The 22,311-nt window shown below is 58.5% G+C and carries 21 protein-coding genes, 4 tRNA genes and 1 pseudogene; 13 read left to right on the top strand and 13 right to left on the bottom strand.

The genetic code is table 11. The annotated features are described in order from the left end of the window. Positions 1-117: 117 nt before the first annotated feature. Complete coding sequence (locus CKW17_RS22715; protein ID WP_095121780.1) at positions 118-3,069, top strand: DUF748 domain-containing protein; 2,952 nt, start codon at positions 118-120, stop codon at positions 3,067-3,069. Then, positions 3,069-3,365 (top strand): DUF2845 domain-containing protein, encoded by a 297-nt coding sequence (locus CKW17_RS22710; protein WP_077574576.1) that lies wholly within the window; start codon positions 3,069-3,071, stop codon positions 3,363-3,365. The genes CKW17_RS22715 and CKW17_RS22710 overlap by 1 nt, the downstream gene beginning before the upstream one ends. Before the next feature lie 227 nt (positions 3,366-3,592). On the opposite strand, the gene CKW17_RS22705 is transcribed toward CKW17_RS22710, so the two are convergent. Together CKW17_RS22705 and CKW17_RS22700 are read right to left on the bottom strand one after the other, a co-directional pair. Next, positions 3,593-3,949 carry a BON domain-containing protein gene (locus CKW17_RS22705; protein ID WP_095121779.1) on the bottom strand — a complete coding sequence of 119 codons (357 nt, stop codon included), beginning with the start codon at positions 3,947-3,949 and terminating at the stop codon, positions 3,593-3,595. Between the two features lie 297 nt (positions 3,950-4,246). Continuing rightward, positions 4,247-4,678 carry a pilin gene (locus tag CKW17_RS22700; RefSeq protein ID WP_007909907.1) on the bottom strand — a complete coding sequence of 144 codons (432 nt, stop codon included), beginning with the start codon at positions 4,676-4,678 and terminating at the stop codon, positions 4,247-4,249. Between the two features lie 225 nt (positions 4,679-4,903). Here CKW17_RS22700 and pilB point away from each other — a divergent pair, with 225 nt between their 5' ends. Genes pilB through yacG form a run of 5 tightly spaced genes read left to right on the top strand, consistent with a single transcriptional unit; the run spans position 4,904 to position 9,515 of the window. Beyond that, positions 4,904-6,604 (top strand): type IV-A pilus assembly ATPase PilB, encoded by a 1,701-nt coding sequence (gene pilB, locus CKW17_RS22695; protein WP_095121777.1) that lies wholly within the window; start codon positions 4,904-4,906, stop codon positions 6,602-6,604. A 2-nt stretch (positions 6,605-6,606) separates the two neighbouring features. Then, positions 6,607-7,824 carry a type II secretion system F family protein gene (locus CKW17_RS22690; RefSeq protein ID WP_095121776.1) on the top strand — a complete coding sequence of 406 codons (1,218 nt, stop codon included), beginning with the start codon at positions 6,607-6,609 and terminating at the stop codon, positions 7,822-7,824. Between the two features lies 1 nt (position 7,825). Continuing rightward, the gene (locus tag CKW17_RS22685; RefSeq protein WP_095121775.1) at positions 7,826-8,698 is read left to right on the top strand and encodes an A24 family peptidase; all 873 of its coding nucleotides are present in this window, start codon (positions 7,826-7,828) and stop codon (positions 8,696-8,698) included. Beyond that, positions 8,695-9,318, top strand: coding sequence for a dephospho-CoA kinase (coaE, locus tag CKW17_RS22680; protein WP_095121774.1), 624 nt, complete (start codon positions 8,695-8,697; stop codon positions 9,316-9,318). Before CKW17_RS22685 ends, coaE begins: the two co-directional genes overlap by 4 nt. Continuing rightward, complete coding sequence (yacG, locus tag CKW17_RS22675) at positions 9,315-9,515, top strand: DNA gyrase inhibitor YacG (protein WP_007959585.1); 201 nt, start codon at positions 9,315-9,317, stop codon at positions 9,513-9,515. The genes coaE and yacG overlap by 4 nt, the downstream gene beginning before the upstream one ends. Positions 9,516-9,521: 6 nt before the next feature. Here yacG and CKW17_RS22670 read toward each other — a convergent pair whose 3' ends face one another. Next, a complete protein-coding gene (locus CKW17_RS22670) occupies positions 9,522-9,737 on the bottom strand; it encodes a hypothetical protein (protein WP_007909901.1) in 216 nt (71 codons plus the stop codon). A gap of 65 nt (positions 9,738-9,802) precedes the next feature. Beyond that, a complete protein-coding gene (locus tag CKW17_RS22665) occupies positions 9,803-10,492 on the bottom strand; it encodes an energy-coupling factor ABC transporter permease (protein ID WP_095121772.1) in 690 nt (229 codons plus the stop codon). A gap of 180 nt (positions 10,493-10,672) precedes the next feature. Here CKW17_RS22665 and CKW17_RS22660 point away from each other — a divergent pair, with 180 nt between their 5' ends. The 5 genes from CKW17_RS22660 (at position 10,673) to CKW17_RS22640 (ending at position 14,106) form a co-directional block, all read left to right on the top strand. Continuing rightward, entirely contained in the window at positions 10,673-11,299 is a 627-nt protein-coding gene (locus tag CKW17_RS22660) for a DUF1780 domain-containing protein (protein WP_095121771.1), read from the top strand. Further along, positions 11,296-11,823 (top strand): MOSC domain-containing protein, encoded by a 528-nt coding sequence (locus CKW17_RS22655; RefSeq protein ID WP_095121770.1) that lies wholly within the window; start codon positions 11,296-11,298, stop codon positions 11,821-11,823. The genes CKW17_RS22660 and CKW17_RS22655 overlap by 4 nt, the downstream gene beginning before the upstream one ends. A gap of 51 nt (positions 11,824-11,874) precedes the next feature. After that, the gene (locus tag CKW17_RS22650) at positions 11,875-12,048 is read left to right on the top strand and encodes a DUF3094 domain-containing protein (RefSeq protein WP_007909875.1); all 174 of its coding nucleotides are present in this window, start codon (positions 11,875-11,877) and stop codon (positions 12,046-12,048) included. A 63-nt stretch (positions 12,049-12,111) separates the two neighbouring features. Further along, positions 12,112-13,410: an NAD(P)/FAD-dependent oxidoreductase gene (locus CKW17_RS22645; protein ID WP_095121769.1), complete on the top strand. Its 1,299-nt coding sequence runs from the start codon at positions 12,112-12,114 to the stop codon at positions 13,408-13,410. Between the two features lie 288 nt (positions 13,411-13,698). Further along, positions 13,699-14,106, top strand: coding sequence for a hypothetical protein (locus tag CKW17_RS22640; RefSeq protein ID WP_095121768.1), 408 nt, complete (start codon positions 13,699-13,701; stop codon positions 14,104-14,106). A 59-nt stretch (positions 14,107-14,165) separates the two neighbouring features. Here CKW17_RS22640 and CKW17_RS30880 read toward each other — a convergent pair whose 3' ends face one another. The 9 genes and pseudogenes from CKW17_RS30880 to rluD form a co-directional block, all read right to left on the bottom strand. Then, positions 14,166-15,029: a methyl-accepting chemotaxis protein gene (locus CKW17_RS30880; RefSeq protein ID WP_371044025.1), complete on the bottom strand. Its 864-nt coding sequence runs from the start codon at positions 15,027-15,029 to the stop codon at positions 14,166-14,168. Continuing rightward, positions 15,021-15,791, bottom strand: a pseudogene (locus tag CKW17_RS30875) (MCP four helix bundle domain-containing protein); the annotation flags it as partial. The pseudogene CKW17_RS30875 and the gene CKW17_RS30880, both read right to left, overlap by 9 nt. A gap of 164 nt (positions 15,792-15,955) precedes the next feature. Then, a tRNA-Pro gene (locus CKW17_RS22630) sits at positions 15,956-16,032 on the bottom strand. Between the two features lie 97 nt (positions 16,033-16,129). Continuing rightward, a tRNA-Lys gene (locus tag CKW17_RS22625) sits at positions 16,130-16,205 on the bottom strand. Positions 16,206-16,210: 5 nt separating this feature from the next. Beyond that, a tRNA-Pro gene (locus CKW17_RS22620) sits at positions 16,211-16,287 on the bottom strand. A gap of 9 nt (positions 16,288-16,296) precedes the next feature. Continuing rightward, a tRNA-Asn gene (locus CKW17_RS22615) sits at positions 16,297-16,372 on the bottom strand. Between the two features lie 297 nt (positions 16,373-16,669). Next, positions 16,670-19,234, bottom strand: coding sequence for an ATP-dependent chaperone ClpB (gene clpB, locus CKW17_RS22610; protein ID WP_095121766.1), 2,565 nt, complete (start codon positions 19,232-19,234; stop codon positions 16,670-16,672). Positions 19,235-19,364: 130 nt separating this feature from the next. Further along, the gene (pgeF, locus tag CKW17_RS22605; protein WP_095121765.1) at positions 19,365-20,087 is read right to left on the bottom strand and encodes a peptidoglycan editing factor PgeF; all 723 of its coding nucleotides are present in this window, start codon (positions 20,085-20,087) and stop codon (positions 19,365-19,367) included. Then, on the bottom strand, positions 20,084-21,046 hold the full coding sequence (gene rluD / locus CKW17_RS22600) for a 23S rRNA pseudouridine(1911/1915/1917) synthase RluD (protein WP_095121763.1): 963 nt from the start codon (positions 21,044-21,046) through the stop codon (positions 20,084-20,086). Before rluD ends, pgeF begins: the two co-directional genes overlap by 4 nt. 151 nt (positions 21,047-21,197) lie before the next feature. Here rluD and CKW17_RS22595 point away from each other — a divergent pair, with 151 nt between their 5' ends. Beyond that, entirely contained in the window at positions 21,198-22,214 is a 1,017-nt protein-coding gene (locus CKW17_RS22595) for an outer membrane protein assembly factor BamD (protein WP_095121762.1), read from the top strand. Positions 22,215-22,311 lie beyond the last annotated feature (97 nt).

Raw genomic sequence — 22,311 nt, 5'->3', positions numbered from 1 at the left:
GCAAGCTCGCTCCCACAGTGTTTGTGATTACAGAGAAATCTGAACAATCCTGCCCCACGCGAGGTACTTCGGAACCAGAATCGCGTGCCATACTCCAAGGCACTCCGATTCAGACAGATGAAGCCGCACATGCCCAAAGGATTGATTCGCGCGATTGGCGCCTTGTTGACTGCTCTGGCCCTCTACAGCCTGCTGGGGTTTCTGATTTTGCCGGGCATCGCCCTGCGTGTGGCCAATCAACAACTGGCCAATTACGCAACGGTGCCTGCGCATATCCAGCGTATCGAGCTCAATCCGTTCAGCCTTGAAGTCACCCTGTGGGGACTGGTCATCGGCGAGCCGGGCAAGGAACAGGTCGGCTTCGATCGCCTGTACGCCGACCTGCAAATCGACAGCCTGTGGACCAAAGCCCTGCATCTGGCCAACATCGAGCTGGACAAGCCGAAAACCGAAATCCTTTTCGCCAAAGACGGCAAACTCAACCTGCTCGGCCTGTTCAATGTGCCGGCCAGTGAGCCGACACCAGCCGACCCGGACGCCAAACCGTTCCCGCTGCGCATCGACAACATCAAACTGGCCGGCGGCGTGGTGCACTTTGAAGACGTGCGCCCGAGCGAGCCCATCGAGTTTCTCTACGACGACCTCAGCTTCGAACTGAAAAACCTCAGCACCCTGCCCGAAGACAGTGCCGACATGACCCTGGTCGCCATCGGCCCGGCCGGTGGGCGGATCGACTGGAGTGGCAATTTCAGCCTGATCCCGTTCACTTCCGAAGGCACCCTGAAAGTCACCGACGGCAAGATGAAAGCGTTCTGGCCCTACGTGCGTGATTCGGTGCCGCTGGTGCTGGAAGACGGTGTGATCAGCCTCAGCAGCGAATACAAACTCAATCTGTCGAAAGAAACCGAGCTGCAACTGAACAACGTGGCGGTGAGCATCGCGCCGTTCGCCATCAAGGCTCCAGACGGCCGGCCACTGGCGAAACTCGAACGCCTGGACGTCAGCGAAACCTCGGTGGATCTGGCCAAGCAACAAGTCGTGGTCGGCAAGATCCGCAGCAACAAACTGGAAACCTGGGCCGCCCTCGAAGCCGACGGCCAGTTGGACTGGCAGAAACTGTTCGCCAGCCAACCGTCCGAACCTGCCGCCAAAGCCGCCGCAGAACCGGCGAACACGCCAGCCGCTGCTGATTCGCCGAAGCCAGAATCCACTGCGCCGAGCAAACCATGGCAAGTGCTGCTCAAAGACGTGCAATTGCGTAACTACACCGTGCATCTGGCCGACCGTTCGGCAACACCTGCGGTGGCACTGGATATCACCCCGCTGAACGTCGACCTGCAAGACTTCGACAGCCTCAACGGTTCGCCCTTCAAGCTCAAGCTCGACAGCGGCGTGGGCAAGCAAGGCAAGATCACGGCCGACGGCACGGTCAATCTCGCCCCGGTCAACGCCCAGCTCAATGTGAAAACCCAGGACATCGACCTGCGCGTCGCGCAGTCCTATATCAATCCGTTCATTCGCCTGGAACTGCGCAGCGGCATGCTCGGCAGTGATCTGAGGGTCAATCTCAAGAGCACCGAACCACTGGTGCTCAGCGTCACCGGCCGCGCACAGATCGATCAACTGCACACCCTCGACACCTTGAAAACCCGCGATTTCCTCAAGTGGCAGCAAGTGGTGGTCGAAGGCCTGAATTATCAGCACGGCGACAGTCTGTCGATCGACAAGGTCAACCTGTTCCAGCCATATGTGCGGTTCATGATCAACGACGATCGCACCACCAACATCGACGACCTGCTGATCCCGCAACCGGCCGACAGCGGCGCGAATACCACGACAGCGAAACCGGCCAGCAACGAGAAACCGTTGGGCATTCACATCGGTGGCATCGCGATCAATGACGGCTCGGCGAACTTCGCCGACTTCAGCCTGACGCCGAACTTCGCCACCGCCGTGCAGCAGCTCAACGGCCATATCGGCACCATCGACAGCCGTCAGGCGAAACCGGCCAGCGTCGATATCAAAGGCAAGGTCGACCGCTACGCACCGGTGACCATCAAGGGCGCGGTCAATCCGTTCGATCCGATGGCCAGCCTCGACATCGCCACCAGTTTCAAACGCGTCGAGCTGACGACACTGACGCCCTACTCCGGCAAATTCGCCGGCTACCGTATCCGCAAGGGCCGGCTCAACCTTGACCTGCACTACCTGATCACCAAGGGCCAGCTCAAAGCCGAAAACAAAGTGGTGGTCGAGCAATTGCAGCTCGGCGAAAAAGTCGACAGCCCGGATGCCGTGAGCCTGCCGCTGAAACTGGCGATTGCCCTGCTCAAGGATGTCGACGGCAAGATCTCCATCGAATTGCCGGTGACCGGCGACTTGAACAACCCGCAATTCAGCGTGATGCCGATTGTCTGGCAGACCTTGCGCAACCTGATCGTCAAAGCCGCCGCCGCGCCGTTCAAAATGATTGGCGGGCTGATCAGTGGTGGCAGTTCGCAAGACCTTGGCACCGTGTCGTTTGCTCCGGGTTCCAGCGAGTTGAGCAAGGATGCCGAAGCGGCGCTGATCAAACTGTCTCAGGCGCTGAAGGAGCGTCCGGCACTGCGTCTGGAGATCGAAGGCACGGCCGCCAAAAGCAGTGACGGCCCGTTGCTCGCCGAGCAGCGTCTGGAACGTGAATACCAGTACAACTACTACAAGATGCTCCAGCGTCGTGGCGATAAAGTCCCGGCTCAGGCGTCGCTGCTGCAAGTGCCCGACAGCGAGAAAGGTCCACTGCTCGAGGGCATTTACCGCACCCGTCTGAAAACCCAGCCGCCGGCGGAATGGAAGGATCTGGGCAAGGAAGAACGCACGGCGAAGATGCGCGAGGGAGTGATCCAGTTCTGGAGTGGCAGCGATGTGCTGTTGCGTCAGTTGGGTCAGGACCGGGCCAGCAGCATCAAGGATTATCTGGTCGATAAAGGCCAACTGGCAGACGACCGTGTGTACTTCATCGACGCCAATCTCGGTGAAGCCGAGAGCGATGGCCGCGTGGTGACGCAAATGCATCTGGATGCCGAATGATGAAACTGCAGTGGCTGGCCTTGATCGCAATGACGTTCGCGGCCAGTCACGCCTCGGCGTCCGATACGCTGCGCTGCGGCAGTCAGTTGATCAGCCTTGGCGACCGTTCCAGCGAAGTCCTGCAGAAGTGCGGTGAGCCGGTTAGCCGTGATCTGCTCGGCTACAAGCGCAGCGCCAATCGTCGCGAAGAGTTTCAGGTCGAGGAGTGGACCTACGGCCCGAGCAACGGCATGTACCAATACCTGCGCTTTGAAGGTAATCGCCTGCGCCAGATCAACAGCAAACGCGGCAACTGACTCACTCTCAGCTAATCAAATTGCTGACTGACACACCGCTATCGCGAGCAGGCTCACTCCTACATTTGTTTTGTGTTGTCTCTGAAATAGAACAGGCCCCGACACAAGTGGCGGGGCCTGTAATGGTCACATCCGTGTGACCGTTCGCATGAACTCTAAAGTTGCGGCAGACGTATTGCTCGGCCCGTCTGTCGCGTCTTCTCCCGGTCCAGGCGAGAAGTCATGCCTTACTCGGCTTTCAGGCCGTCAGCGGAGACCGCTTTGACGCCTTTGATTTTCTTGGCGATCGCTACAGCAACGTCTTTCTGCGATTCAGTTACAGCAGTAGTCGACGACAGCGATACAACGCCTTTGTTGGTTTCTACTTTGATGTCAGTACCAGGAATGCCTTTTTCGGTAACCAGGTCAGCTTTGACTTTGGTGGTGATCCAAGTATCGGAAGTATCTTGTTTCATCTCGGTGACTTCACCGGCAGCCAGAGTCATTGGAGCCTGGGTGGCCTGGGTGGATTGTGCGAATGCACCGGAAGCCATGGTCAGGGTCAGCGCGGTAGCAGCAGCGGCAGTGATAGCGAACTTCTTCATACGAGTAACTCCTGTTTTTCTGGAAAGTCTGCTGTTTGTCTTGTCAGCAGGGTTACCAAGGTAGTTGCGAACGCTGTGCCAACTTTTGAAAATCAATATTTTCTTTATAAATCAATAACTTATTAATTACCGAAATTTTCGAAATCATGCAATTTGCATGACCTTCGAATTATCGACATGCAAGTTACGGTTTTTTGGAAAGTTCCTAAGACGCTGAAATTATTGAAGCTTTTGTGAACGGCTGCGCAATGAAAAATGCCCCGCATTGCGGGGCATTCTGTTGAGCACACATTCAACTTATGTACCGCTGGCGGTGCAGCCTTTTGGCGAATAGTCCGGCGCCACAGTGGTGCCGCAAGTCCAGACGCCAGCACCGGTGCCCGATGAACGGGTCAAGGTGATGGTTTTGTCCAGAACAGGGCCAGGAGCGTTCTTGATTGTGCAGACAATGGTGCCGGCCCCGGTCGAAGCGGTGCCCGATGCGGTCACGGCGCAATTTGACGTTGTGACGGTGGCACTACCGGCCACCAGCGTCAGCGTCGGATCGGTACCTTGGTTGATGGTGTCTTCGAACGGCACTTTCATCGCACTGATCTCCGCCAGCCCCGCCGTTACCTTCGACCGCGCCTGATATTTGGAATACTGCGGCAGGGCGATGGTCGCCAGAATCCCGATGATCGCCACCACGATCAGCAGCTCGATCAGAGTAAAACCTTGTTGTTTTTTCATAGACACGCTCCATGCATGAGTCGAAATCTCATGATCTGCAAGGGAAGCAGCATAGGCCATGCCAACGCCTCCAAGCCCCGCCCGTTGGGCGCGCCCCCTCTACAACGCCATTTCCTACAACCCGTAACCGCACTATCTGACACTTTTTGTCACCTGCACCCGCCGTGTTTGGCGCTGTCACTTGACTAGGCTATAAGTCATGAACTGCAAGCGTGCGGAATCCCCATGAATGACATCGCTCTGAGCGGTCTGGCCAAGCAACTGGTACAGGCCGAGTTGCTGACAGAAAAAAGTGCCCAGCAAGCCTGGCAACAGGCTCAGCGCAATCGCCTGTCGCTGGTCAGCTATCTGGTGCAGAACAAACTGGTCAAGAGCTGGCAGGTAGCCGAGATCGCCAGCGAGCATTTCGGCATGGCGTTCCTTGATCTCAATTGCCTCGACAAGGAAACCCAGCCCAAAGGCCTGGTCAGCGAAAAACTGGTGCGTCAGCATCACGCTCTGCCCCTGTGGCGGCGAGGCAACAAGCTATTCGTAGGCATTTCCGACCCGAGCAATCATCAAGCAATCAACGACATTCAGTTCAGTACGGGGCTGAGCACCGAAGCCATTCTGGTCGAGGACGACAAGCTCAGCGATGCCATCGAAAAATTCTTCGACACCAACGCCAGCGGTCTGGAGGACATGGCCGATGTCGATCTCGATGGCCTCGATGTCGAATCCATCGACGACAGCAAACAGGACGCCATCGCAGGCCTCGACGCCGACGATGCGCCGGTGGTGCGTTTTGTTCACAAGATGTTGCTCGACGCGATCAAAAGCGGTTCTTCTGATTTGCACTTCGAGCCCTACGAGAAGAACTACCGGGTACGAGTGCGCACCGACGGCATCCTGCGCGAGGTGGCCAAACCGCCGATTCAACTGGCCGGGCGGATCGCTGCACGTTTGAAAGTCATGGCCAGTCTCGATATTTCGGAGCGGCGCAAGCCGCAGGACGGGCGGATCAAGATGCGCCTGTCGAAGAGCAAGTCGATCGATTTCCGGGTCAACACCCTGCCGACGCTGTGGGGGGAAAAAGTGGTGATCCGGATTCTCGACCCTTCCAGCGCACAGATCGGCATCGACGCGCTTGGTTACGAACCCGCGCAGAAAGAACTGTACATGGCCGCGCTCAAGCAGCCCCAAGGCATGATTCTGGTCACTGGCCCCACCGGCTCGGGGAAAACCGTGTCGCTGTACACCGGCCTGAATATCCTCAATACCGTCGACATCAATATCTCCACTGCCGAAGACCCGGTGGAGATCAACATGGAAGGCATCAACCAGGTCAACGTCAATCCCAAACAAGGGCTCGACTTTGCCCAGGCACTACGCTCGTTTCTGCGCCAGGACCCGGACGTGATCATGGTTGGCGAGATCCGCGATCTGGAAACTGCCGAGATCGCGATCAAGGCTGCGCAGACCGGCCACCTCGTGCTCTCGACCCTGCACACCAACAGCGCTGCGGAAACCCTGACCCGTCTGCACAACATGGGCATCCCCGGCTTCAACATCGCCACCTCGGTCAGCCTGATCATCGCTCAGCGCCTGGCGCGAAAACTGTGCAGCCACTGCAAGAAGCCCATCGAGATCCCACGCGAAACCTTGATCAAGGAAGGTTTCCCCGAGGAACGCATCGGCCATTTCACGATCTACGAGCCGGTCGGTTGCGATCACTGCAACGGCGGTTACAAGGGACGCGTGGGGATTTATGAAGTGGTGAAAAACACACCGGAGTTGCAACGCTTGATCATGGCCGAAGGCAACTCGCTGGAAATCGACATTCAAATGCGCCGCGACGGCTTCGACGATCTGCGCACATCTGGGTTGCACAAGGCCATGCAAGGCATCACCAGCCTTGAAGAAATCAACCGGGTCACCAAGGACTGAACATGGCGGTCAAGGCAGCGAAAATCAGTATCTACGCCTGGGAAGGTACGGACAGGAAAGGCAGCAAAGTCACCGGTGAGCTGAGCGGACAAAACCCGGCGCTGATCAAGGCACAGCTGCGTAAACAGGGGATCAATCCCGGCAAGGTGCGCAAAAAATCCGCGTCGTTGTTGAGTTTCGGCAAACGCATCAAGGCCCAGGACATCGCTCTGTTCACCCGGCAGATGGCGACCATGATGAAGGCTGGTGTGCCGCTGCTGCAGTCGTTCGACATCATCGGCGAAGGCTTTGAAAACCCGGCCATGCGCAAGCTGGTGGACGAGGTAAAACAGGAAGTTGCCGCCGGTAACAGCTTTGCCAACGCCCTGCGCAAAAAGCCGCAGTACTTCGACGAGTTGTATTGCAACCTTGTCGATGCTGGTGAGCAGTCCGGCGCCCTTGATACCTTGCTGGAACGTGTTGCGACGTATAAGGAAAAGAGCGAGGCCCTCAAGGCCAAAATCAAGAAAGCCATGACCTATCCCGCCGCCGTGGTGCTGGTGGCGGCAGTGGTGACCGGGATCCTGCTGATAAAAGTGGTGCCGCAGTTTCAGTCGGTGTTCTCGGGTTTCGGTGCCGAATTACCGGCCTTCACCCTGATGGTGATCAGCCTTTCGGAGTTCATGCAGCAATGGTGGTGGGCGATTCTCGGCGCGCTGGTCGCGGCGATTTTCGGCACCCGCCATGCGTTGAAAACCTCTCAGGCGTTACGTGATCGCAAGGACACCTGGCTGTTGAAGCTGCCATTGGTGGGCACGCTGATGTACAAGTCAGCGGTCGCCCGTTTCGCCCGAACCCTTTCCACTACATTTGCTGCTGGTGTGCCATTGGTAGAAGCGCTCGACTCGGTGGCCGGCGCCACCGGCAACGTGGTATTCAAGCGCGCCGTGCTGCGGATTCGTCAGGACGTCTCCACCGGTATGCAGCTGAACTTTTCGATGCGCAGCACCGGAGTCTTTCCCAACATGGCCGTGCAGATGACCGCTATCGGCGAGGAATCGGGTGCGCTGGATGAAATGCTCGACAAGGTTGCAGGCTTTTACGAAGAAGAAGTGGATAACATGGTCGACAACCTCACCAGCCTTATGGAGCCATTCATCATGGTGGTGCTGGGGGTGATCGTCGGCGGTCTGGTCGTAGCCATGTACCTGCCGATTTTCCAACTCGGCTCAGCGATCTGACATGCCTATCGACGAACTGTTTGCCCTGTATCCACTGGCCTTTGTCTTCACCGCCCTGCTGCTCGGTCTGGTGGTCGGCAGCTTTCTCAACGTGCTGATCTGGCGTCTGCCGAAAATGCTCGAACGCGACTGGCGCCAGCAGGCCCACGACGTGCTCGGTTTGCCCGGCGAAACGCCGCTGCCCACCTACAACCTGATGCTGCCGCACTCCGAGTGCCCACATTGCGCCCATCGCATTCGCCCGTGGGAGAACGTTCCCCTGCTCAGTTATCTGTGGCTGCGCGGGCGTTGTTCCGCGTGTGCTGCGCCCATCAGCAAACGATATCCACTGACCGAACTGGCTTGCGGGCTGCTCTCTGCCTTCATCGCCTGGCATATCGGCTTCGGTTGGTCGGCATGCCTGCTGATTGTCCTGACGTGGGGTTTGCTGGCGATGAGTCTGATCGACACCGAACATCAACTGCTGCCCGATGTGCTGGTGCTGCCGCTGCTGTGGCTGGGGTTGATCGTCAACAGCTTCGGCGTCTTCGTACCGTTGCACGATGCACTGTGGGGCGCAGTGGCCGGTTACATGGCGTTGTGGTCGGTGTTCTGGCTGTTCAAACTGCTGACCGGCAAGGACGGCATCGGTCACGGGGATTTCAAGTTGCTGGCGCTGCTCGGCGCGTGGGGCGGCTGGCAGATTCTACCGCTGACCATCCTTCTGTCATCGCTGGTGGGCGCCATTATCGGGGTGGTTTTACTGCGCTTGCGCAATGAGAAAACATCCACGCCGATCCCCTTCGGCCCCTGGCTGGCAATTGCCGGCTGGATTGCCTTGCTCTGGGGTGGTCAAATAACCGACTTCTATTGGCAGTTTGTCGGTTTGAAATGAATACCCCTGTGGAAAAACCCTGGATTCTCGGCCTCACCGGCGGCATCGGCAGCGGCAAAAGCGCGGCGGCCCAGCACTTCATTGATCTGGGTATCCACGTGGTGGATGCCGATCATGCGGCGCGCTGGGTGGTTGAGCCGGGCCGTCCCGCCCTGGCAAAGATTGCCGAGCACTTCGGCCCCGGCGTATTGCAGGCCGATGGCACACTGGACCGCGCCGCCCTGCGCAAACTGATCTTCGAAGTACCGGAGCAACGGCGCTGGCTCGAAGCCCTGCTGCATCCGTTGATCGCCGAGGAAATCGCTCATCATCTGGCGCTGGCAAAATCGCCTTACGCGATACTGGTTTCGCCGCTGTTGATCGAATCCGGGCAATACGCGATGACCCAGCGCATCCTGGTGATCGACGCCCCGCAACAATTGCAGATCGAACGCACCTTGCAGCGTGACCAGACCAGCGAGCAGCAGGTTCAGGCGATCCTCAAGGCTCAGTCGAGCCGCGAAGACCGTGTGAGCCGTGCCGACGACGTGGTGGTCAATGATCGCGACCTCGCCTGGTTGCACAGCGAGGTCGAGCGTCTGCATCACTTTTACCTGACTTTATCCGGAGGCCAAGCATGAGCCAGATCCCAACCGTTGAATGCCCGACCTGCGGCGCGCCCGTTGAGTTCACCCCTGAAAACAAGTTTCGGCCGTTCTGTTCCGATCGCTGCAAACTGATCGACCTCGGCGCCTGGGCGTCGGAAGAGCACAAGATTCCGGTCGCGCCGGATGCCGAGGACGAACTGTTTTCCGGCGATTTCGATCCGCGCCACTGATCCCGATCAGGGCCGCATAAAGCCGTAGTCCTGATCGTCGTCGAGGTTTTCCGCGAGAAAGCGCAACTCGTCGGCCAGGTCTTCGGCGTTGCGCACGGCCTTGCTCTGCTGCACCACCGCACTGAGCAAGGCACGCAAACTCAACCCTGGGTCAAAGCCCACCTCCTGCGCCATGTCCAGACTCTGCCGGGTTTCCTGCCTTGCCCACTCGTAAACGCTCATGCCGCTGCTCCTGAAGGGATTTGCGCGAGCATGAAATTTCCCGCGCGTGGCGGGTTTGATATGGATCAAGACTTGGGGTCGTCGTCCTTCCACGGCGCCGAGAGGTAGCGCGTGCGGTTGAAGGTTTCCAGCCATTCCGGGCTGAATACCACCAGCGCACTGATGATCATGCCGTTGATGAACGCTTCGGGGAAAATGATCAGCCACACGTAACCGATGAAGTCTTCCAGCCACTCCGGCATGGCAAAGAGACCGTCGTACCACAGCAGCGTCAGGCTCAGGATCAGACATAACAGCGCGGACAACGCCGCAGCGAAGAATCCGGAGCAGAAGATGTACACGAACGGATTACGTGGCTGTGCGCGCTCGACGAGGATCGCCACACATTCAGTGATCAACACCGGTAACAGGATCAGCAGCGAGCCATTGACCCCGACCGCCAGCAAATCCTGACGACCCAATAGCACCAGGCCGATCTGTGCGACCAGGCCTCCGACAATTGCCAGCGGCCAATCCAGCAGCAAAGTCACGGCGGTCATCCCGATAAAGTGATAGGACACGCCGGTGTCGAAATCCCTGCGCACCAGCCACAACAGAAACAACGCGAATACCGTGCCGAACAACAGATGCTGACGCCGGCTGTCACTGAACAACTCGACCCATGGCGCGCGCGCAATCGCCCAGAGCAGCACCGGCAGATAAATCAGCCAGCCGAGCGTCAGGCTCGCCGTCGAAAGCAGTTCAGCTCCAATCATTCCCTCACCCTCCATCGACATTCAGCTGTAGGAGCTGCCGAAGGCTGCGAACTTTTGATTTTTTTATTTAACAGCAAGATCAAAAGATCGCAGCCTTCGGCAGCTCCTACAAGGGCAAGGTGAACGGGCGGTTCAAGCAAAGCTTTCTGCTTGTCGCATTTGAACGCTAAGCTTGGGCCTATGGATGACTCAGATTATTTACGCCTGCTGACCATCGCGGCCGAGCAAGCCAACGCCTTTCTGTCCAATGCCCGCAAATGGGAGCGTGAGCGTTGGGTCTGCCAGCGCCTGCTGCAAGGCTTGAATATTCCCTACCGCGCGGACGAATTCGCGCCGGCCGGCGAACCCCCGGATGTGCTGTTTCGCGATGCCAATTTCGAGGTGTTCTTCGTGCTCGACGAGGGGCGCCGGCTCAACGACGAATGGCGCGATGAACTGCAGCGACGACGCAGCGCCTTTTCTCTCAGCCAACTGGTGCGCCGTGAGGCCAAGCCCAAGCGCATTCCGGCCAATGAATTCCTGCTGCGACTGGCACCGACCTTGCGTAAGAAGGCGCACAACTACAAGGAACGCGGTATGGATCTGGGCGAATTGGATATCATCGCCTTCGCCAGTCTTAAACGTGAGGTGCTGGATCTGAACAGCCATTTCCCCCCGCCCACCGAATATCTGCGCCAGGGCTGGCGCTCGCTGTCGCTGGTCGGCCCGACCTTTGCCCGCGTGCTGTTCGCCCACCCGGATGCGCCGGATTTTCTGCGCAACAACCTTGGTCGCAGCATCGTCTTCGATGTCGGGATCAGCCTGTGACGCCGCTGCAGCAATTGATTGCCGATGTGCCGCAGACCGGGTGCGTGCGCTGGATCGGAGTGCGCCCCGAATCGCGCGGGCCGATGATCGAACTTGATGCGGTGGAAGCGCGACTGGAAGCAGGGCTGACCGGCGATCACGCCCGTCCCGGTGTGCGTAACGCGCGGCAGGTGACCCTGATCCAGTGGGAACACCTCGCGGTAATCAGCGCATTGATGGGCCGACCGCACGATCAACCGGTCAGGCCTGAAGATCTGCGCCGTAATCTCGTTATCAGCGGTATCAATTTGTTTAGCCTCAAGGGTCGGCGCTTTCGCATCGGTCAGGCAATATTCGAAACCACGGGCTGGTGTCAGCCTTGCGCACGCCTGCAGAACAACCTCGGCCCGGGCACCTTTCAAGCGGTGCGCGGGCATGGCGGAATTACCGCGCGGGTGTTACAAAGCGGGATCATTCGCCTCGAAGACCGGGTGAGCGTCGAGCCGGTTCCGGACAGCGGCTATGCTGCTTTCAACCCCGGATAAAAACCGCTGTAGCTTCTGTCCATTCAGCAACGTCTACCTGACGAGGCAAATATGACCAGCCGCCTGAACCCTGAAGACCAGAAACATGTCGAAGAGTACCTGCAACTGTCCCAACACCGAGTCGAGCGCCGGCCTTTCCGGCCGTGGATGCTCCTGGTGCTGGTGCTGGCAGTGACCATTGGTCTGGGCCTGTTGAGCCGATTTATCAGTTACCTGACGCTATGAGCTGCCTCGCGCTCGCTTGGGTAACCGCACCGATTTCCTTTAAAAACCTTGCGAGTTATCCCCATGTCCCATCGTATTGTTATTGTCGGCGGCGGCGCCGGCGGTCTGGAGTTGGCTACCCGTCTGGGTAAGACTCTGGGCAAGCGCGGCACGGCCAGTGTGATGCTGGTCGACGCCAACCTGACGCACATCTGGAAACCGCTGTTGCACGAAGTGGCTGCCGGATCGCTGAACTCCTCCGAAGACGAACTCAACTATGTTGCCCAGGCAAAATGGAACCACTTCGAGTTCCAGCTGGGGCGCATGAGCGGGCTTGATCGTGCGCAGAAGAAAATTCAACTGGCGGCGACCTACGACGAAAACGGCGTAGAACTGGTGCCGGCGCGGGAAGTGCAGTACGACTCGCTGGTGATCAGCGTCGGCAGCACCACCAATGATTTCGGCACTCAGGGCGCGGCGCAGCACTGCCTGTTCCTCGACACCCGCAAGCAAGCCGAGCGCTTTCACCAGCAACTGTTGAATCACTATCTGCGTGCACACGCCGGGCAAACCGATGTGATCGAGCAGATCAGCGTAGCGATCGTCGGCGCTGGCGCGACGGGTGTTGAACTGGCGGCAGAATTGCACAACGCCGCCCATGAACTGGCGGCTTATGGTCTGGACCGGATCAAACCGGAAAACATGCACATCACCCTGATCGAAGCCGGGCCACGGGTGTTGCCCGCCCTGCCGGAGCGCATCAGCGGACCCGTGCACAAGACCCTGGAAAAACTCGGGGTCAATGTGATGACCAATGCCTCGGTCAGCGAAGTGACCGCCGACAGCCTGATCACCGCCGATGGCAATGAAATCAAGGCCAGCCTGAAAGTCTGGGCGGCGGGCATTCGCGCGCCGGGTTTCCTCAAGGACATCGACGGCCTGGAAACCAACCGCATCAATCAACTGCAAGTATTGCCGACGCTGCAAACCACCCGCGACGAGAACATCTTCGCCTTCGGCGATTGCGCCGCGTGCCCGCAACCGGGCACCGATCGCAACGTGCCGCCACGGGCGCAAGCCGCGCACCAACAGGCCTCGCTGCTGGCCAAGTCGCTGAAATTGCGCATCGAAGGCAAGACCCTGCCGGAGTACAAGTACACCGACTACGGCTCGCTGATCTCGCTGTCGCGTTTTTCGGCTGTGGGTAACTTGATGGGCAACCTGACCGGCAGCGTGATGCTCGAAGGCTGGCTGGCGCGGATGTTTTACGTGTCGCTGTATCGCATGCACCAAATGGCGCTGTACGGGCCGTTCCGCACGGCGATGTTGATGCTCGGCAGCAAGATTGGCCGTGGCACCGAGCCGCGCCTGAAGCTGCACTAAAAACCTGTGGGAGCGAGCCTGCTCGCGAATGCGGTGTGTCAAACGACAAAAATGTCGACTGAGACAACCTCTTCGCGAGCAGGCTCGCTCCCACATTGTTTTGTGTTGATCGAAAGATCTGTTTCTTACTGTATCCCCGCCCCGCTTTTCCCTCCTTCGCTTACAAACTCCCCCGCTGCGCGACACAGTCGCGATACACCGCCACCGCCTAATGGCCACACCCGAGCAACACCGCTCAGGCTTGCGTCTTTAACGTGTGGTTGCGTTGTGCAGCCCAGGAGAATGTAAATGTCCCGTACTTCGATCCTCGGTAAAAAATCCATTGGCCTGATCGGCGCAGCCCTGGCTGGCGGCCTGATGATGTCCGGTTCGGTGTTTGCCGCTCAACCACTGGCGCAGGGCTACATGGTCGCCTCGGCAGAAACTTCGGTGAAAGCGCCGGAAGGCAAATGCGGTGAAGGCAAGTGTGGCGATGCCTCGATGGCCAAGACTGACAGCGATGGTGACGGCAAGGTTTCCCGCGCCGAATTCCTCAAAGTCGCGCCGAAGTCCGACTTCGACAAGATCGACACCAACCATGACGGCTTCATCGACGAGCAAGAGGCCTACAACAACGTGAAGGCCAACTTTGAAGCCAATGGCAAGAAGATGCCGAAAGGCCTGTTCGAACACCTGAAAGACCAAGACGGCGCCTGACCGGCAGAAAAAAGCCGCGCTTCTCCTGTGAGAAACGCGGCTTTTTCATGTCTGCCGTTTTACAACTGGAAGCGCCGCACCATGCCCTGCAAGGCGTTGGCCAGTTGCGACAACTCATGGCTGGAAGCACTGGTCTGGTCGGCACCGGCGGCGGAACGTACCGACAAATCACGAATGTTCACCAGATTGCGATCGACTTCGCGGGCGACTTGCGCCTGTTCTTCCGCAGCGCTGGCGATCACCAGATTGCGCTCATGGATCTCATGCACCGACGCGGTAATGGTTTGCAGCGCCTCACCGGCACGCTCAGCCAACGCCAGGGTGGTCGTGGCACGCGCGGTACTGGCCTGCATCGAATCCAGCGCCAGGCTCGAACCGCTGCGCATGCCCTGGACCATCTGCTCGATCTCCTGCGTCGATTGCTGCGTGCGATAAGCCAGCGCCCGCACTTCATCAGCGACTACGGCAAAGCCTCGGCCGCTCTCACCGGCCCGCGCCGCTTCAATCGCCGCGTTGAGCGCCAGCAGGTTGGTCTGCTCGGCAATCGCCCGAATCACGTCCAGCACTTTGCCGATGTCCTGCGACTGGTTGGCCAGTGATTGCACCAACTCACCGGTCTGTTGCACATCGCTGGCCAGGGCGTTGATAGCCGTGGCGGTCTCACTGACCCGCACCTGGCCCAGATGCGCCGACTCGCTGGATTGACGGGTCGCGTCAGACGTCGACACCGCATTGCGTGCGACCTCTTCCACTGCGGCCGTCATCTGATTAACAGCCGTCGCAGCCTGTTCGATTTCGTTGTTCTGTTGTTGCAAACCCTGTGTGCTGTCGAGTGTCACTGCATTGAGTTCATCAGCAGCGGTCGCCAGTTGCGTGGCCGAACCACTGATGCCTTGCAGCGTCTCGCGCAGGTTTTGCTGCATGGTCGCCAACGCTTTGAGCAAGCGACTGACTTCATCGTTGCCATGGGTTTCGATCGGCCGGGTCAGATCGCCTTGCGCCACACTTTCTGCTGCGCTGACAGCGCTGCTCAGCGGGCGAACGATACTGCGCGTGAGCATCATCGCCAGTGCCACCGTGGCCAGCGCGGCCAACGCAATGAACAAACTGACAATCGTGCGCGAGTTTTCGTAGTGCGCAGCGGACTTCTGGCTTTCGGCGGCGACCTGTTTGGCGAACAGGTCCGCCAGGTCGTTGAGTTGCTTTCCGGAGCCATCGACGACGGTTTTCATGTCGACCAGCAACAACCTGGTCAGCTCATCACGCTTGCCTTGTTCAGCGAGGGCAAAGGATTGAGCGATGCCGCTGCGATACGCGGCGAAGGTCTTCTTGAACTGGTCGTATAGCTGCTGGCCTTCCGGGGTGTTGACCAGTTTGTCGTAAGCGGCGATTTTCTCGCTCAGCTCTTTGTCGCGGGTGTCCATCTGGCTGCGGTAAGTCGCAATGTTGGCCGGATCCTGATCCAGCGCCATGCGCAACGAGATGGTGCGGATACGCAGCATGATCTCGCGAATCTCGTCGCCGCCACGAATGCTCGGCAGCCACTGATTTTCCACCGCGACTTCACTGTCGCGAATGCTCGACATCTGCCCCAGCGCAAAAACGCCGAGCAAGGCCACCAACACCGCGATCAGGGCGAACCCCAGGGCCGCCCGGGGAGCAATATTCAACTGACGAAGCAACATGACGAACGCCCTTATTCTTGTATTGGCCAGATTCAAGGGGCGAAGCCATGGCAGTCCCCTCGTGTTAGCGGGCTATCGGCAGGTTGTATGATGACTTGAAGGGGAAATGCGTTTTTGTCGGACAAAAAAAATCCCCGTATCTTTCGATACGAGGATTTTTAATATGGTCGGGGTAAGGGGATTCGAACTCCTGACATCCTGCTCCCAAAGCAGGCGCGCTACCGGACTGCGCTATACCCCGGTAAAAAAAAGGCGACCTTTCAAAGATCGCCTTCTTCGATCAGCGCTTTTGGCCTCTGATCTTAAGATTCGATCCCAGCGCTAACTGGTTTCAAAAATGGTGGGTCGTGTGGGATTCGAACCTACGACCAATTGGTTAAAAGCCAACTGCTCTACCAACTGAGCTAACGACCCAAAAATGGTCGGGGTAAGGGGATTCGAACTCCTGACATCCTGCTCCCAAAGCAGGCGCGCTACCGGACTGCGCTATACCCCGGTTTGAAATTGGCTCCGTGACCAGGACTCGAACCTGGGACCCAATGATTAACAGTCATTTGCTCTACCGACTGAGCTATCACGGAACTACATATTTCAATTTACAACGGTGAAACTTCTTGCATCTAGTCACTCGTTCGCATCGCTGCGTTCGTGTGTCTGAGGCGCGCTATTCTACAACCTAGAACACCTCTGTCAACCCCCTAAATTGCTTTCAAGTTAATGATTTGCAACTTATTTCAGATTTCAACTCAGTGAGCTGAGACCGTCTTGGCGACTGACTGCGGGGCGCACTTTACAAGCCTTTTCCTTTGAGTTCAACAGCCTAACGAAAAAAAAGGCCCCACAATGTGGGGCCCTCCTTTTTTCATTGGCGTTTGGACTCAGTTGAAAACGATTTCGTCGCTCTCGACCTTGCCGGTTGCCGTGTCGCCTGGCATGAAGTGACCCGAGAGGATCAACTGTGCCAACGGGTTTTCGATCCAGCGCTGAATCGCCCGTTTCAAAGGACGTGCGCCATACACCGGGTCGTAACCCACCGCGATCAGCTTGTCCATCGCTTCCGGGCTGAGCTCCAGCTTCAGCTCGCGCTCGGCCAGACGGCTGCGCAGACGACCCAACTGGATCTCGGTAATGCCCGCGATCTGATCCCGTGCCAAAGGCTCGAAGATCACCACTTCGTCGACCCGGTTGATGAACTCCGGACGGAAGTGCGACGTCAGCGCATCCATGACTGCAGCACGCTGCGCCTCGCGATCACCGACCAGCTCCTGAATCTGCACAGAGCCGAGGTTAGAGGTCATGACGATCACGGTATTGCGGAAGTCCACCGTGCGACCATGGCTGTCGGTCAGGCGACCATCTTCAAGCACTTGCAGCAAGATGTTGAACACATCCGGGTGCGCCTTCTCGACTTCGTCCAGCAGGATCACCGAATAAGGCTTGCGACGCACAGCCTCGGTCAGGTAACCGCCTTCTTCGTAACCGACGTATCCCGGTGGCGCACCGATCAGACGCGCCACGGAATGTTTCTCCATGAACTCGGACATATCGATCCGCACCATCGCCTCTTCAGTATCAAAGAGGAATTCGGCCAGCGCCTTGCACAGCTCGGTTTTACCAACACCGGTCGGACCGAGGAACATGAACGAGCCGCTCGGACGATTCGGATCGGACAACCCGGCACGTGAACGTCGTACCGCATTGGCCACGGCGACCACAGCTTCTTCCTGACCAATCACCCGTTTGTGCAACAGGCTTTCCATTTTCATCAGCTTGTCGCGCTCGCCTTCGAGCATTTTCGACACGGGAATGCCGGTCCACTTCGACACAACTTCGGCGATCTCTTCTTCAGTCACCTTGCTGCGCAGCAGCTGGTTTTCGCTCTTGCCGTGCTGATCGACCATTTGCAGGCTGCGTTCCAGATCCGGAATTACCCCATACTGCAATTCAGCCATTCGGTTGAGGTCGCCTTTACGGCGTGCCGCTTCCAGTTCCTGACGCGACTGCTCGATCTTCTGCTGAATCTGCGCAGAACCCTGCACCTCGGCTTTTTCCGAGTTCCAGATTTCTTCCAGATCGGAATACTCGCGTTCCAGTCGGACGATTTCTTCCTGGAGTTTTTCCAGACGTTTCATCGCCGCTTCGTCGCTTTCCTTCTTCAGCGCCTGGGATTCCACCTTCAACTGAATCAGGCGACGCTCGAGACGATCGAGCACTTCCGGCTTGGAGTCGATTTCCATGCGGATGCGGCTAGCCGCCTCGTCGATCAGGTCGATGGCCTTGTCCGGCAACTGCCGGTCAGTGATGTAGCGATGGCTGAGCTTGGCCGCGGCGATGATCGCGCCGTCGGTGATCGCCACCTTGTGGTGAACCTCGTAGCGCTCTTTGAGGCCACGCAGAATGGCGATGGTGTCTTCTTCGCTCGGCTCATCCACCAATACTTTCTGGAAGCGTCGCTCGAGCGCCGCGTCCTTCTCTATATATTGGCGATACTCGTTGAGCGTGGTCGCGCCAACGCAATGCAACTCACCGCGCGCCAGCGCAGGTTTGAGCATGTTGCCGGCATCCATCGAGCCTTCGCCTTTACCGGCGCCGACCATGGTGTGCAGTTCGTCGATGAATAGAATGATCTGCCCTTCCTGTTTCGACAGCTCGTTGAGCAGCGATTTCAGGCGCTCTTCGAACTCACCGCGATACTTGGCACCGGCAATCAGCGCGCCCATGTCCAGCGAGAGCAAACGCTTGCCCTTGAGGCCGTCCGGTACTTCGCCGTTGATGATGCGCTGGGCCAGACCTTCGGCAATCGCGGTTTTACCCACGCCAGGCTCACCGATCAGCACCGGGTTGTTCTTGGTACGGCGTTGCAGAACCTGAATGGTGCGACGAATTTCATCGTCACGGCCAATCACCGGATCGAGCTTGCCGTCTTCGGCGCGCTTGGTCAGGTCGACGGTGTATTTATCCAGCGCCTGCCGCGACTCCTCGTGATTGGCGTCATTTACCGCTTCGCCGCCACGCAGGTTGTTGATCGCGTTTTCCAAAGCTTTCTTGCTCACGCCCTGGCCGAGCAGCAACTTGCCGAGCTTGCTGTTCTCGTCCATCGCCGCAAGTAGCACCAATTCGCTGGAGATGAACTGGTCGCCCTTCTGCTGGGCCAGACGGTCAGCCTGATTGAGCAGGCGCGCCAGATCCTGCGACATATTGACGTCGCCGGTCGGGTTCTGGATTTTCGGTAATTGGTCGAGCTCTTTGGTCAGCTCTTTACGCAAGCTGTTGACGTCGAAGCCCACCTGCATCAGCAGAGGTTTGATCGAACCACCCTGCTGTTCAAGCATGGCTTGCATCAAGTGCGCCGGCTCAATCGCCGGATGATCGTGGCCGACTGCCAACGACTGGGCGTCGGACAAGGCCAACTGTAATTTGCTGGTTAAACGGTCTATTCGCATAAGTCACCTTCCTTTTGAGCAGGCCGGACCTAAAAACCATCCTGAATAAAGAAACCTGCCAGATACCACTGTAGATGCGGTCGATTCTGGGAGATTCAAGCGTCAGAGGGTTGATTCAGGTCAGGCAAGTCTAGCGGGTGAGCCAAACTAAGGAGGCAAAGCGACCGGTGCGTGACGCACGGCGATAAGAGAAGAAGCGTGGATCGGTCACGGTGCAGAAACCGCCGCCATAAACAGCGGTAACACCACGTTCAGCCAGACGCAGGCGCGCCGGCTTATAAATGTCAGCCATGAACTTGCCGGCGTTGTCGCTCGGCACGAAGGCTTCTGCCGCTGCGGGCAATTGATTGATGAAGACTTCCCGCACTTCCGGGCCGACTTCAAAGGCTTGCGGGCCAATGGCCGGACCGAGCCAGACCAAAACGTCTTCAGCCGGAACATCGAGGCTGTCGAGCGTCGCTTCCAGCACGCCCGCCGCCAGACCACGCCAACCGGCATGGGCCGCTGCCACACGGGTGCCGGCGCGATCGCAGAACAATGCCGGCAGGCAATCCGCCGTCATCGCCGTGCAGGCAATTCCGGGGGTTGTCGTCCAACTGGCATCTGCAGTCGCGACAATGCCCGGATCAGCATGAGCCACGGTAATCCCGTGCACTTGCTGCAACCAGGCAGGCTGTATAGAGAAGTGTTCGGTCAGGCGCCGACGGTTCTCGGCAACGGCCTCTGGACGATCATCGACATGATCGCCCAGATTGAGGCTGTCGAACGGCGCCTCGCTGATACCGCCCTCGCGGGTAGTGACGCAGGCTTTGACGCTGGCCGGCGCAGGCCAGTCCGGCGTCAGCCAGTTCATCCGACGAATGCCTCGCGATCCTGCTTGAGCAGGGTCAGCAGCCAGACGAAATCTTCCGGCAGCGGCGATTCCCAGCTCATGCGTATACCGGTCGTCGGATGATCCAGCTCAAGGAAGCGCGCGTGCAGGGCCTGACGCGGGAAATGCTTGAGCGATTCCACCATCGTCGGGTTCGCGGCTGGCGGAATGCGGAAACGACCGCCGTACGCCGGGTCGCCGACCAACGGGAAGTTGATGTGCGACATGTGTACACGGATCTGGTGAGTACGACCGGTTTCCAGCTTTACTCGCACGTGGGTGTGGGAGCGGAAGCGCTCCAGCACGCGGTAGTGGCTGACGGCAGGCTTGCCGCCTTCCATCACCGCCATGCGCTGACGCTGCTGACCGTGACGACCGATCGGGGCGTTGATCTTGCCACCGGCGGTCACGACACCGATCACGATGCACTCATAGATGCGGCTGACACTGCGACTCTGCAACTGAGTAACCAGTTTGGTCTGCGCCTGAATGGTCTTGGCCACCACCATCAGACCGGTGGTGTCCTTGTCCAGACGATGCACGATACCGGCGCGCGGGACATTGATGATGTCCGGCACGTGGTGCAGCAAGGCGTTAAGCAAGGTGCCATCGGCGTGACCGGCAGCCGGGTGCACCACCAGGCCCGCAGGCTTGTTGATCACCAGAATGTCGTCGTCTTCATAGACGATGTCGAGCTCGATGTCCTGGGCGATCCATTCGCCCTGGGCTTCCTGCTCGGCAGTCAGCTCAAGGATGGCACCGCCGTGCACGATGTCGCGAGGGCGGATGACCGCCCCGTCCACAGTCAGGCGACCTTCTTTGATCCAGGCGGAAAGGCGCGAGCGAGAGTGCTCAGCGAAGAGTTGGGCAGCGACTTGATCGAGGCGTTGGCCGCCCAATTCGGACGGCACCTCTGCGCGAAGTTCAATTTTATCGGACATGCTCTGACTGTGCGTCGGCACAGCTTTTGGTTTCGGCTGCGCGCTTGTGGTTAAATACGGCGTCTTTTGCCCCGAGGCTTTTCAACGGGGCGCTCATCATAACAGGACGGCCCCGCCCAAGACAGCGGCCGTCATAGGGACGCAAGCCGCCATGCAAGTGAAACACCTGCTGCTGATCGCCATCCTCGCATTGACCGCTGCTTGCTCATCGAAGGAAGTCGTAGACGAAAACCTCAGCGAAGCCGAGCTGTATCAGCAGGCTCAGACTGACCTGGACAACAACAGCTACACCAGCGCCACAGCCAAGCTGAAGGCTCTGGAGTCGCGTTATCCGTTCGGTCGCTACGCCGATCAGGCACAGCTGGAGCTGATCTACGCCAACTACAAGAACGCCGAGCCGGAAGCTGCAAAGTCCGCCGCCGAGCGTTTCATTCGTTTGCATCCGCAGCACCCGAACGTGGATTACGCGTACTACCTCAAAGGTCTGACCTCTTTCGACCAGGACGTCGGCCTGCTGGCGCGCTTCCTGCCGCTGGACATGACCAAGCGTGACCCGGGCGCCGCGCGCGACTCGTACAACGAGTTCGCCCAGCTGACCAGCCGCTACCCGAACAGCCGCTACGCGCCGGACGCCAAGCAGCGCATGATTTACCTGCGCAACCTGCTGGCGGCCTACGAAATCCACGTGGCCGACTACTACCTGACCCGTCAGGCGTATGTAGCCGCTGCCAACCGTGGTCGTTACGTCGTAGAAAACTTCCAGGAAACCCCATCGGTCGCCGACGGCCTGGCGGTAATGACTGAAGCCTATCAGCGTCTGCACCTGGACGAACTGGCCAACACCAGCCTGGAAACCCTGAAGCTCAACTACCCGAACCACCCGAGTCTGCAGGACGGTCAGTTCGTGCCACGGGTTGCCGAAGCCGACAACCGTTCGTTCCTGAGCAAGGCGACTCTGGGTCTGATCGAGTCGCGCCCACCGCTGCCGCCGGGCGAAACCCGCGCCAACCAGGACGTGCAGAAGCAGTTCCAGGACGCGAAAGACGCTATCCCGAACGAGCTCAAGCCTAAAGACGAAAACGGCGACGTGATCGAAGAGCCAGAGCCTGAGTCGAGCAACACCGACCGCTCGTGGTTCAGCTACATGACTTTCGGCGTGTTCGACTGATCACACTGACGGTACACAAAAGGGAGATCTGCGGATCTCCCTTTTTCATGCCCGCGCTTTATTAGGCTGTGCGCTTGTCAGGTCCTTGGCTAAACTG

Source organism: Pseudomonas sp. Irchel s3f10, from assembly GCF_900187515.1.
In the GTDB taxonomy this organism is placed as follows: Bacteria; Pseudomonadota; Gammaproteobacteria; order Pseudomonadales; family Pseudomonadaceae; genus Aquipseudomonas; species Aquipseudomonas tensinigenes.
Note: the sequence above shows the minus strand (reverse complement) of the source record. Positions and strands in the feature narration are given on the sequence as shown.

Bases quoted from the DNA above. Each gene is read 5' to 3' on its own strand.
- CKW17_RS22715 (WP_095121780.1), top strand. From the start codon at position 118: ATGAAGCCGCACATGCCCAAAGGATTGATTCGCGCGATTGGCGCCTTG.
- pgeF (WP_095121765.1), bottom strand. From the start codon at position 20,087: ATGAACTGGCTGACGCCGGACTGGCCTGCGCCGGCCAGCGTCAAAGCC.
- CKW17_RS22700 (WP_007909907.1), bottom strand. From the start codon at position 4,678: ATGAAAAAACAACAAGGTTTTACTCTGATCGAGCTGCTGATCGTGGTG.
- CKW17_RS22710 (WP_077574576.1), top strand. From the start codon at position 3,069: ATGAAACTGCAGTGGCTGGCCTTGATCGCAATGACGTTCGCGGCCAGT.
- CKW17_RS22690 (WP_095121776.1), top strand. From the start codon at position 6,607: ATGGCGGTCAAGGCAGCGAAAATCAGTATCTACGCCTGGGAAGGTACG.
- yacG (WP_007959585.1), top strand. From the start codon at position 9,315: ATGAGCCAGATCCCAACCGTTGAATGCCCGACCTGCGGCGCGCCCGTT.
- CKW17_RS22660 (WP_095121771.1), top strand. From the start codon at position 10,673: ATGGATGACTCAGATTATTTACGCCTGCTGACCATCGCGGCCGAGCAA.
- CKW17_RS22670 (WP_007909901.1), bottom strand. From the start codon at position 9,737: ATGAGCGTTTACGAGTGGGCAAGGCAGGAAACCCGGCAGAGTCTGGAC.
- clpB (WP_095121766.1), bottom strand. From the start codon at position 19,234: ATGCGAATAGACCGTTTAACCAGCAAATTACAGTTGGCCTTGTCCGAC.
- CKW17_RS22595 (WP_095121762.1), top strand. From the start codon at position 21,198: ATGCAAGTGAAACACCTGCTGCTGATCGCCATCCTCGCATTGACCGCT.
- CKW17_RS22705 (WP_095121779.1), bottom strand. From the start codon at position 3,949: ATGAAGAAGTTCGCTATCACTGCCGCTGCTGCTACCGCGCTGACCCTG.
- CKW17_RS22640 (WP_095121768.1), top strand. From the start codon at position 13,699: ATGTCCCGTACTTCGATCCTCGGTAAAAAATCCATTGGCCTGATCGGC.
- CKW17_RS22645 (WP_095121769.1), top strand. From the start codon at position 12,112: ATGTCCCATCGTATTGTTATTGTCGGCGGCGGCGCCGGCGGTCTGGAG.
- CKW17_RS22685 (WP_095121775.1), top strand. From the start codon at position 7,826: ATGCCTATCGACGAACTGTTTGCCCTGTATCCACTGGCCTTTGTCTTC.
- coaE (WP_095121774.1), top strand. From the start codon at position 8,695: ATGAATACCCCTGTGGAAAAACCCTGGATTCTCGGCCTCACCGGCGGC.
- rluD (WP_095121763.1), bottom strand. From the start codon at position 21,046: ATGTCCGATAAAATTGAACTTCGCGCAGAGGTGCCGTCCGAATTGGGC.
- pilB (WP_095121777.1), top strand. From the start codon at position 4,904: ATGAATGACATCGCTCTGAGCGGTCTGGCCAAGCAACTGGTACAGGCC.
- CKW17_RS22650 (WP_007909875.1), top strand. From the start codon at position 11,875: ATGACCAGCCGCCTGAACCCTGAAGACCAGAAACATGTCGAAGAGTAC.
- CKW17_RS22665 (WP_095121772.1), bottom strand. From the start codon at position 10,492: ATGATTGGAGCTGAACTGCTTTCGACGGCGAGCCTGACGCTCGGCTGG.
- CKW17_RS30880 (WP_371044025.1), bottom strand. From the start codon at position 15,029: ATGCAGCAAAACCTGCGCGAGACGCTGCAAGGCATCAGTGGTTCGGCC.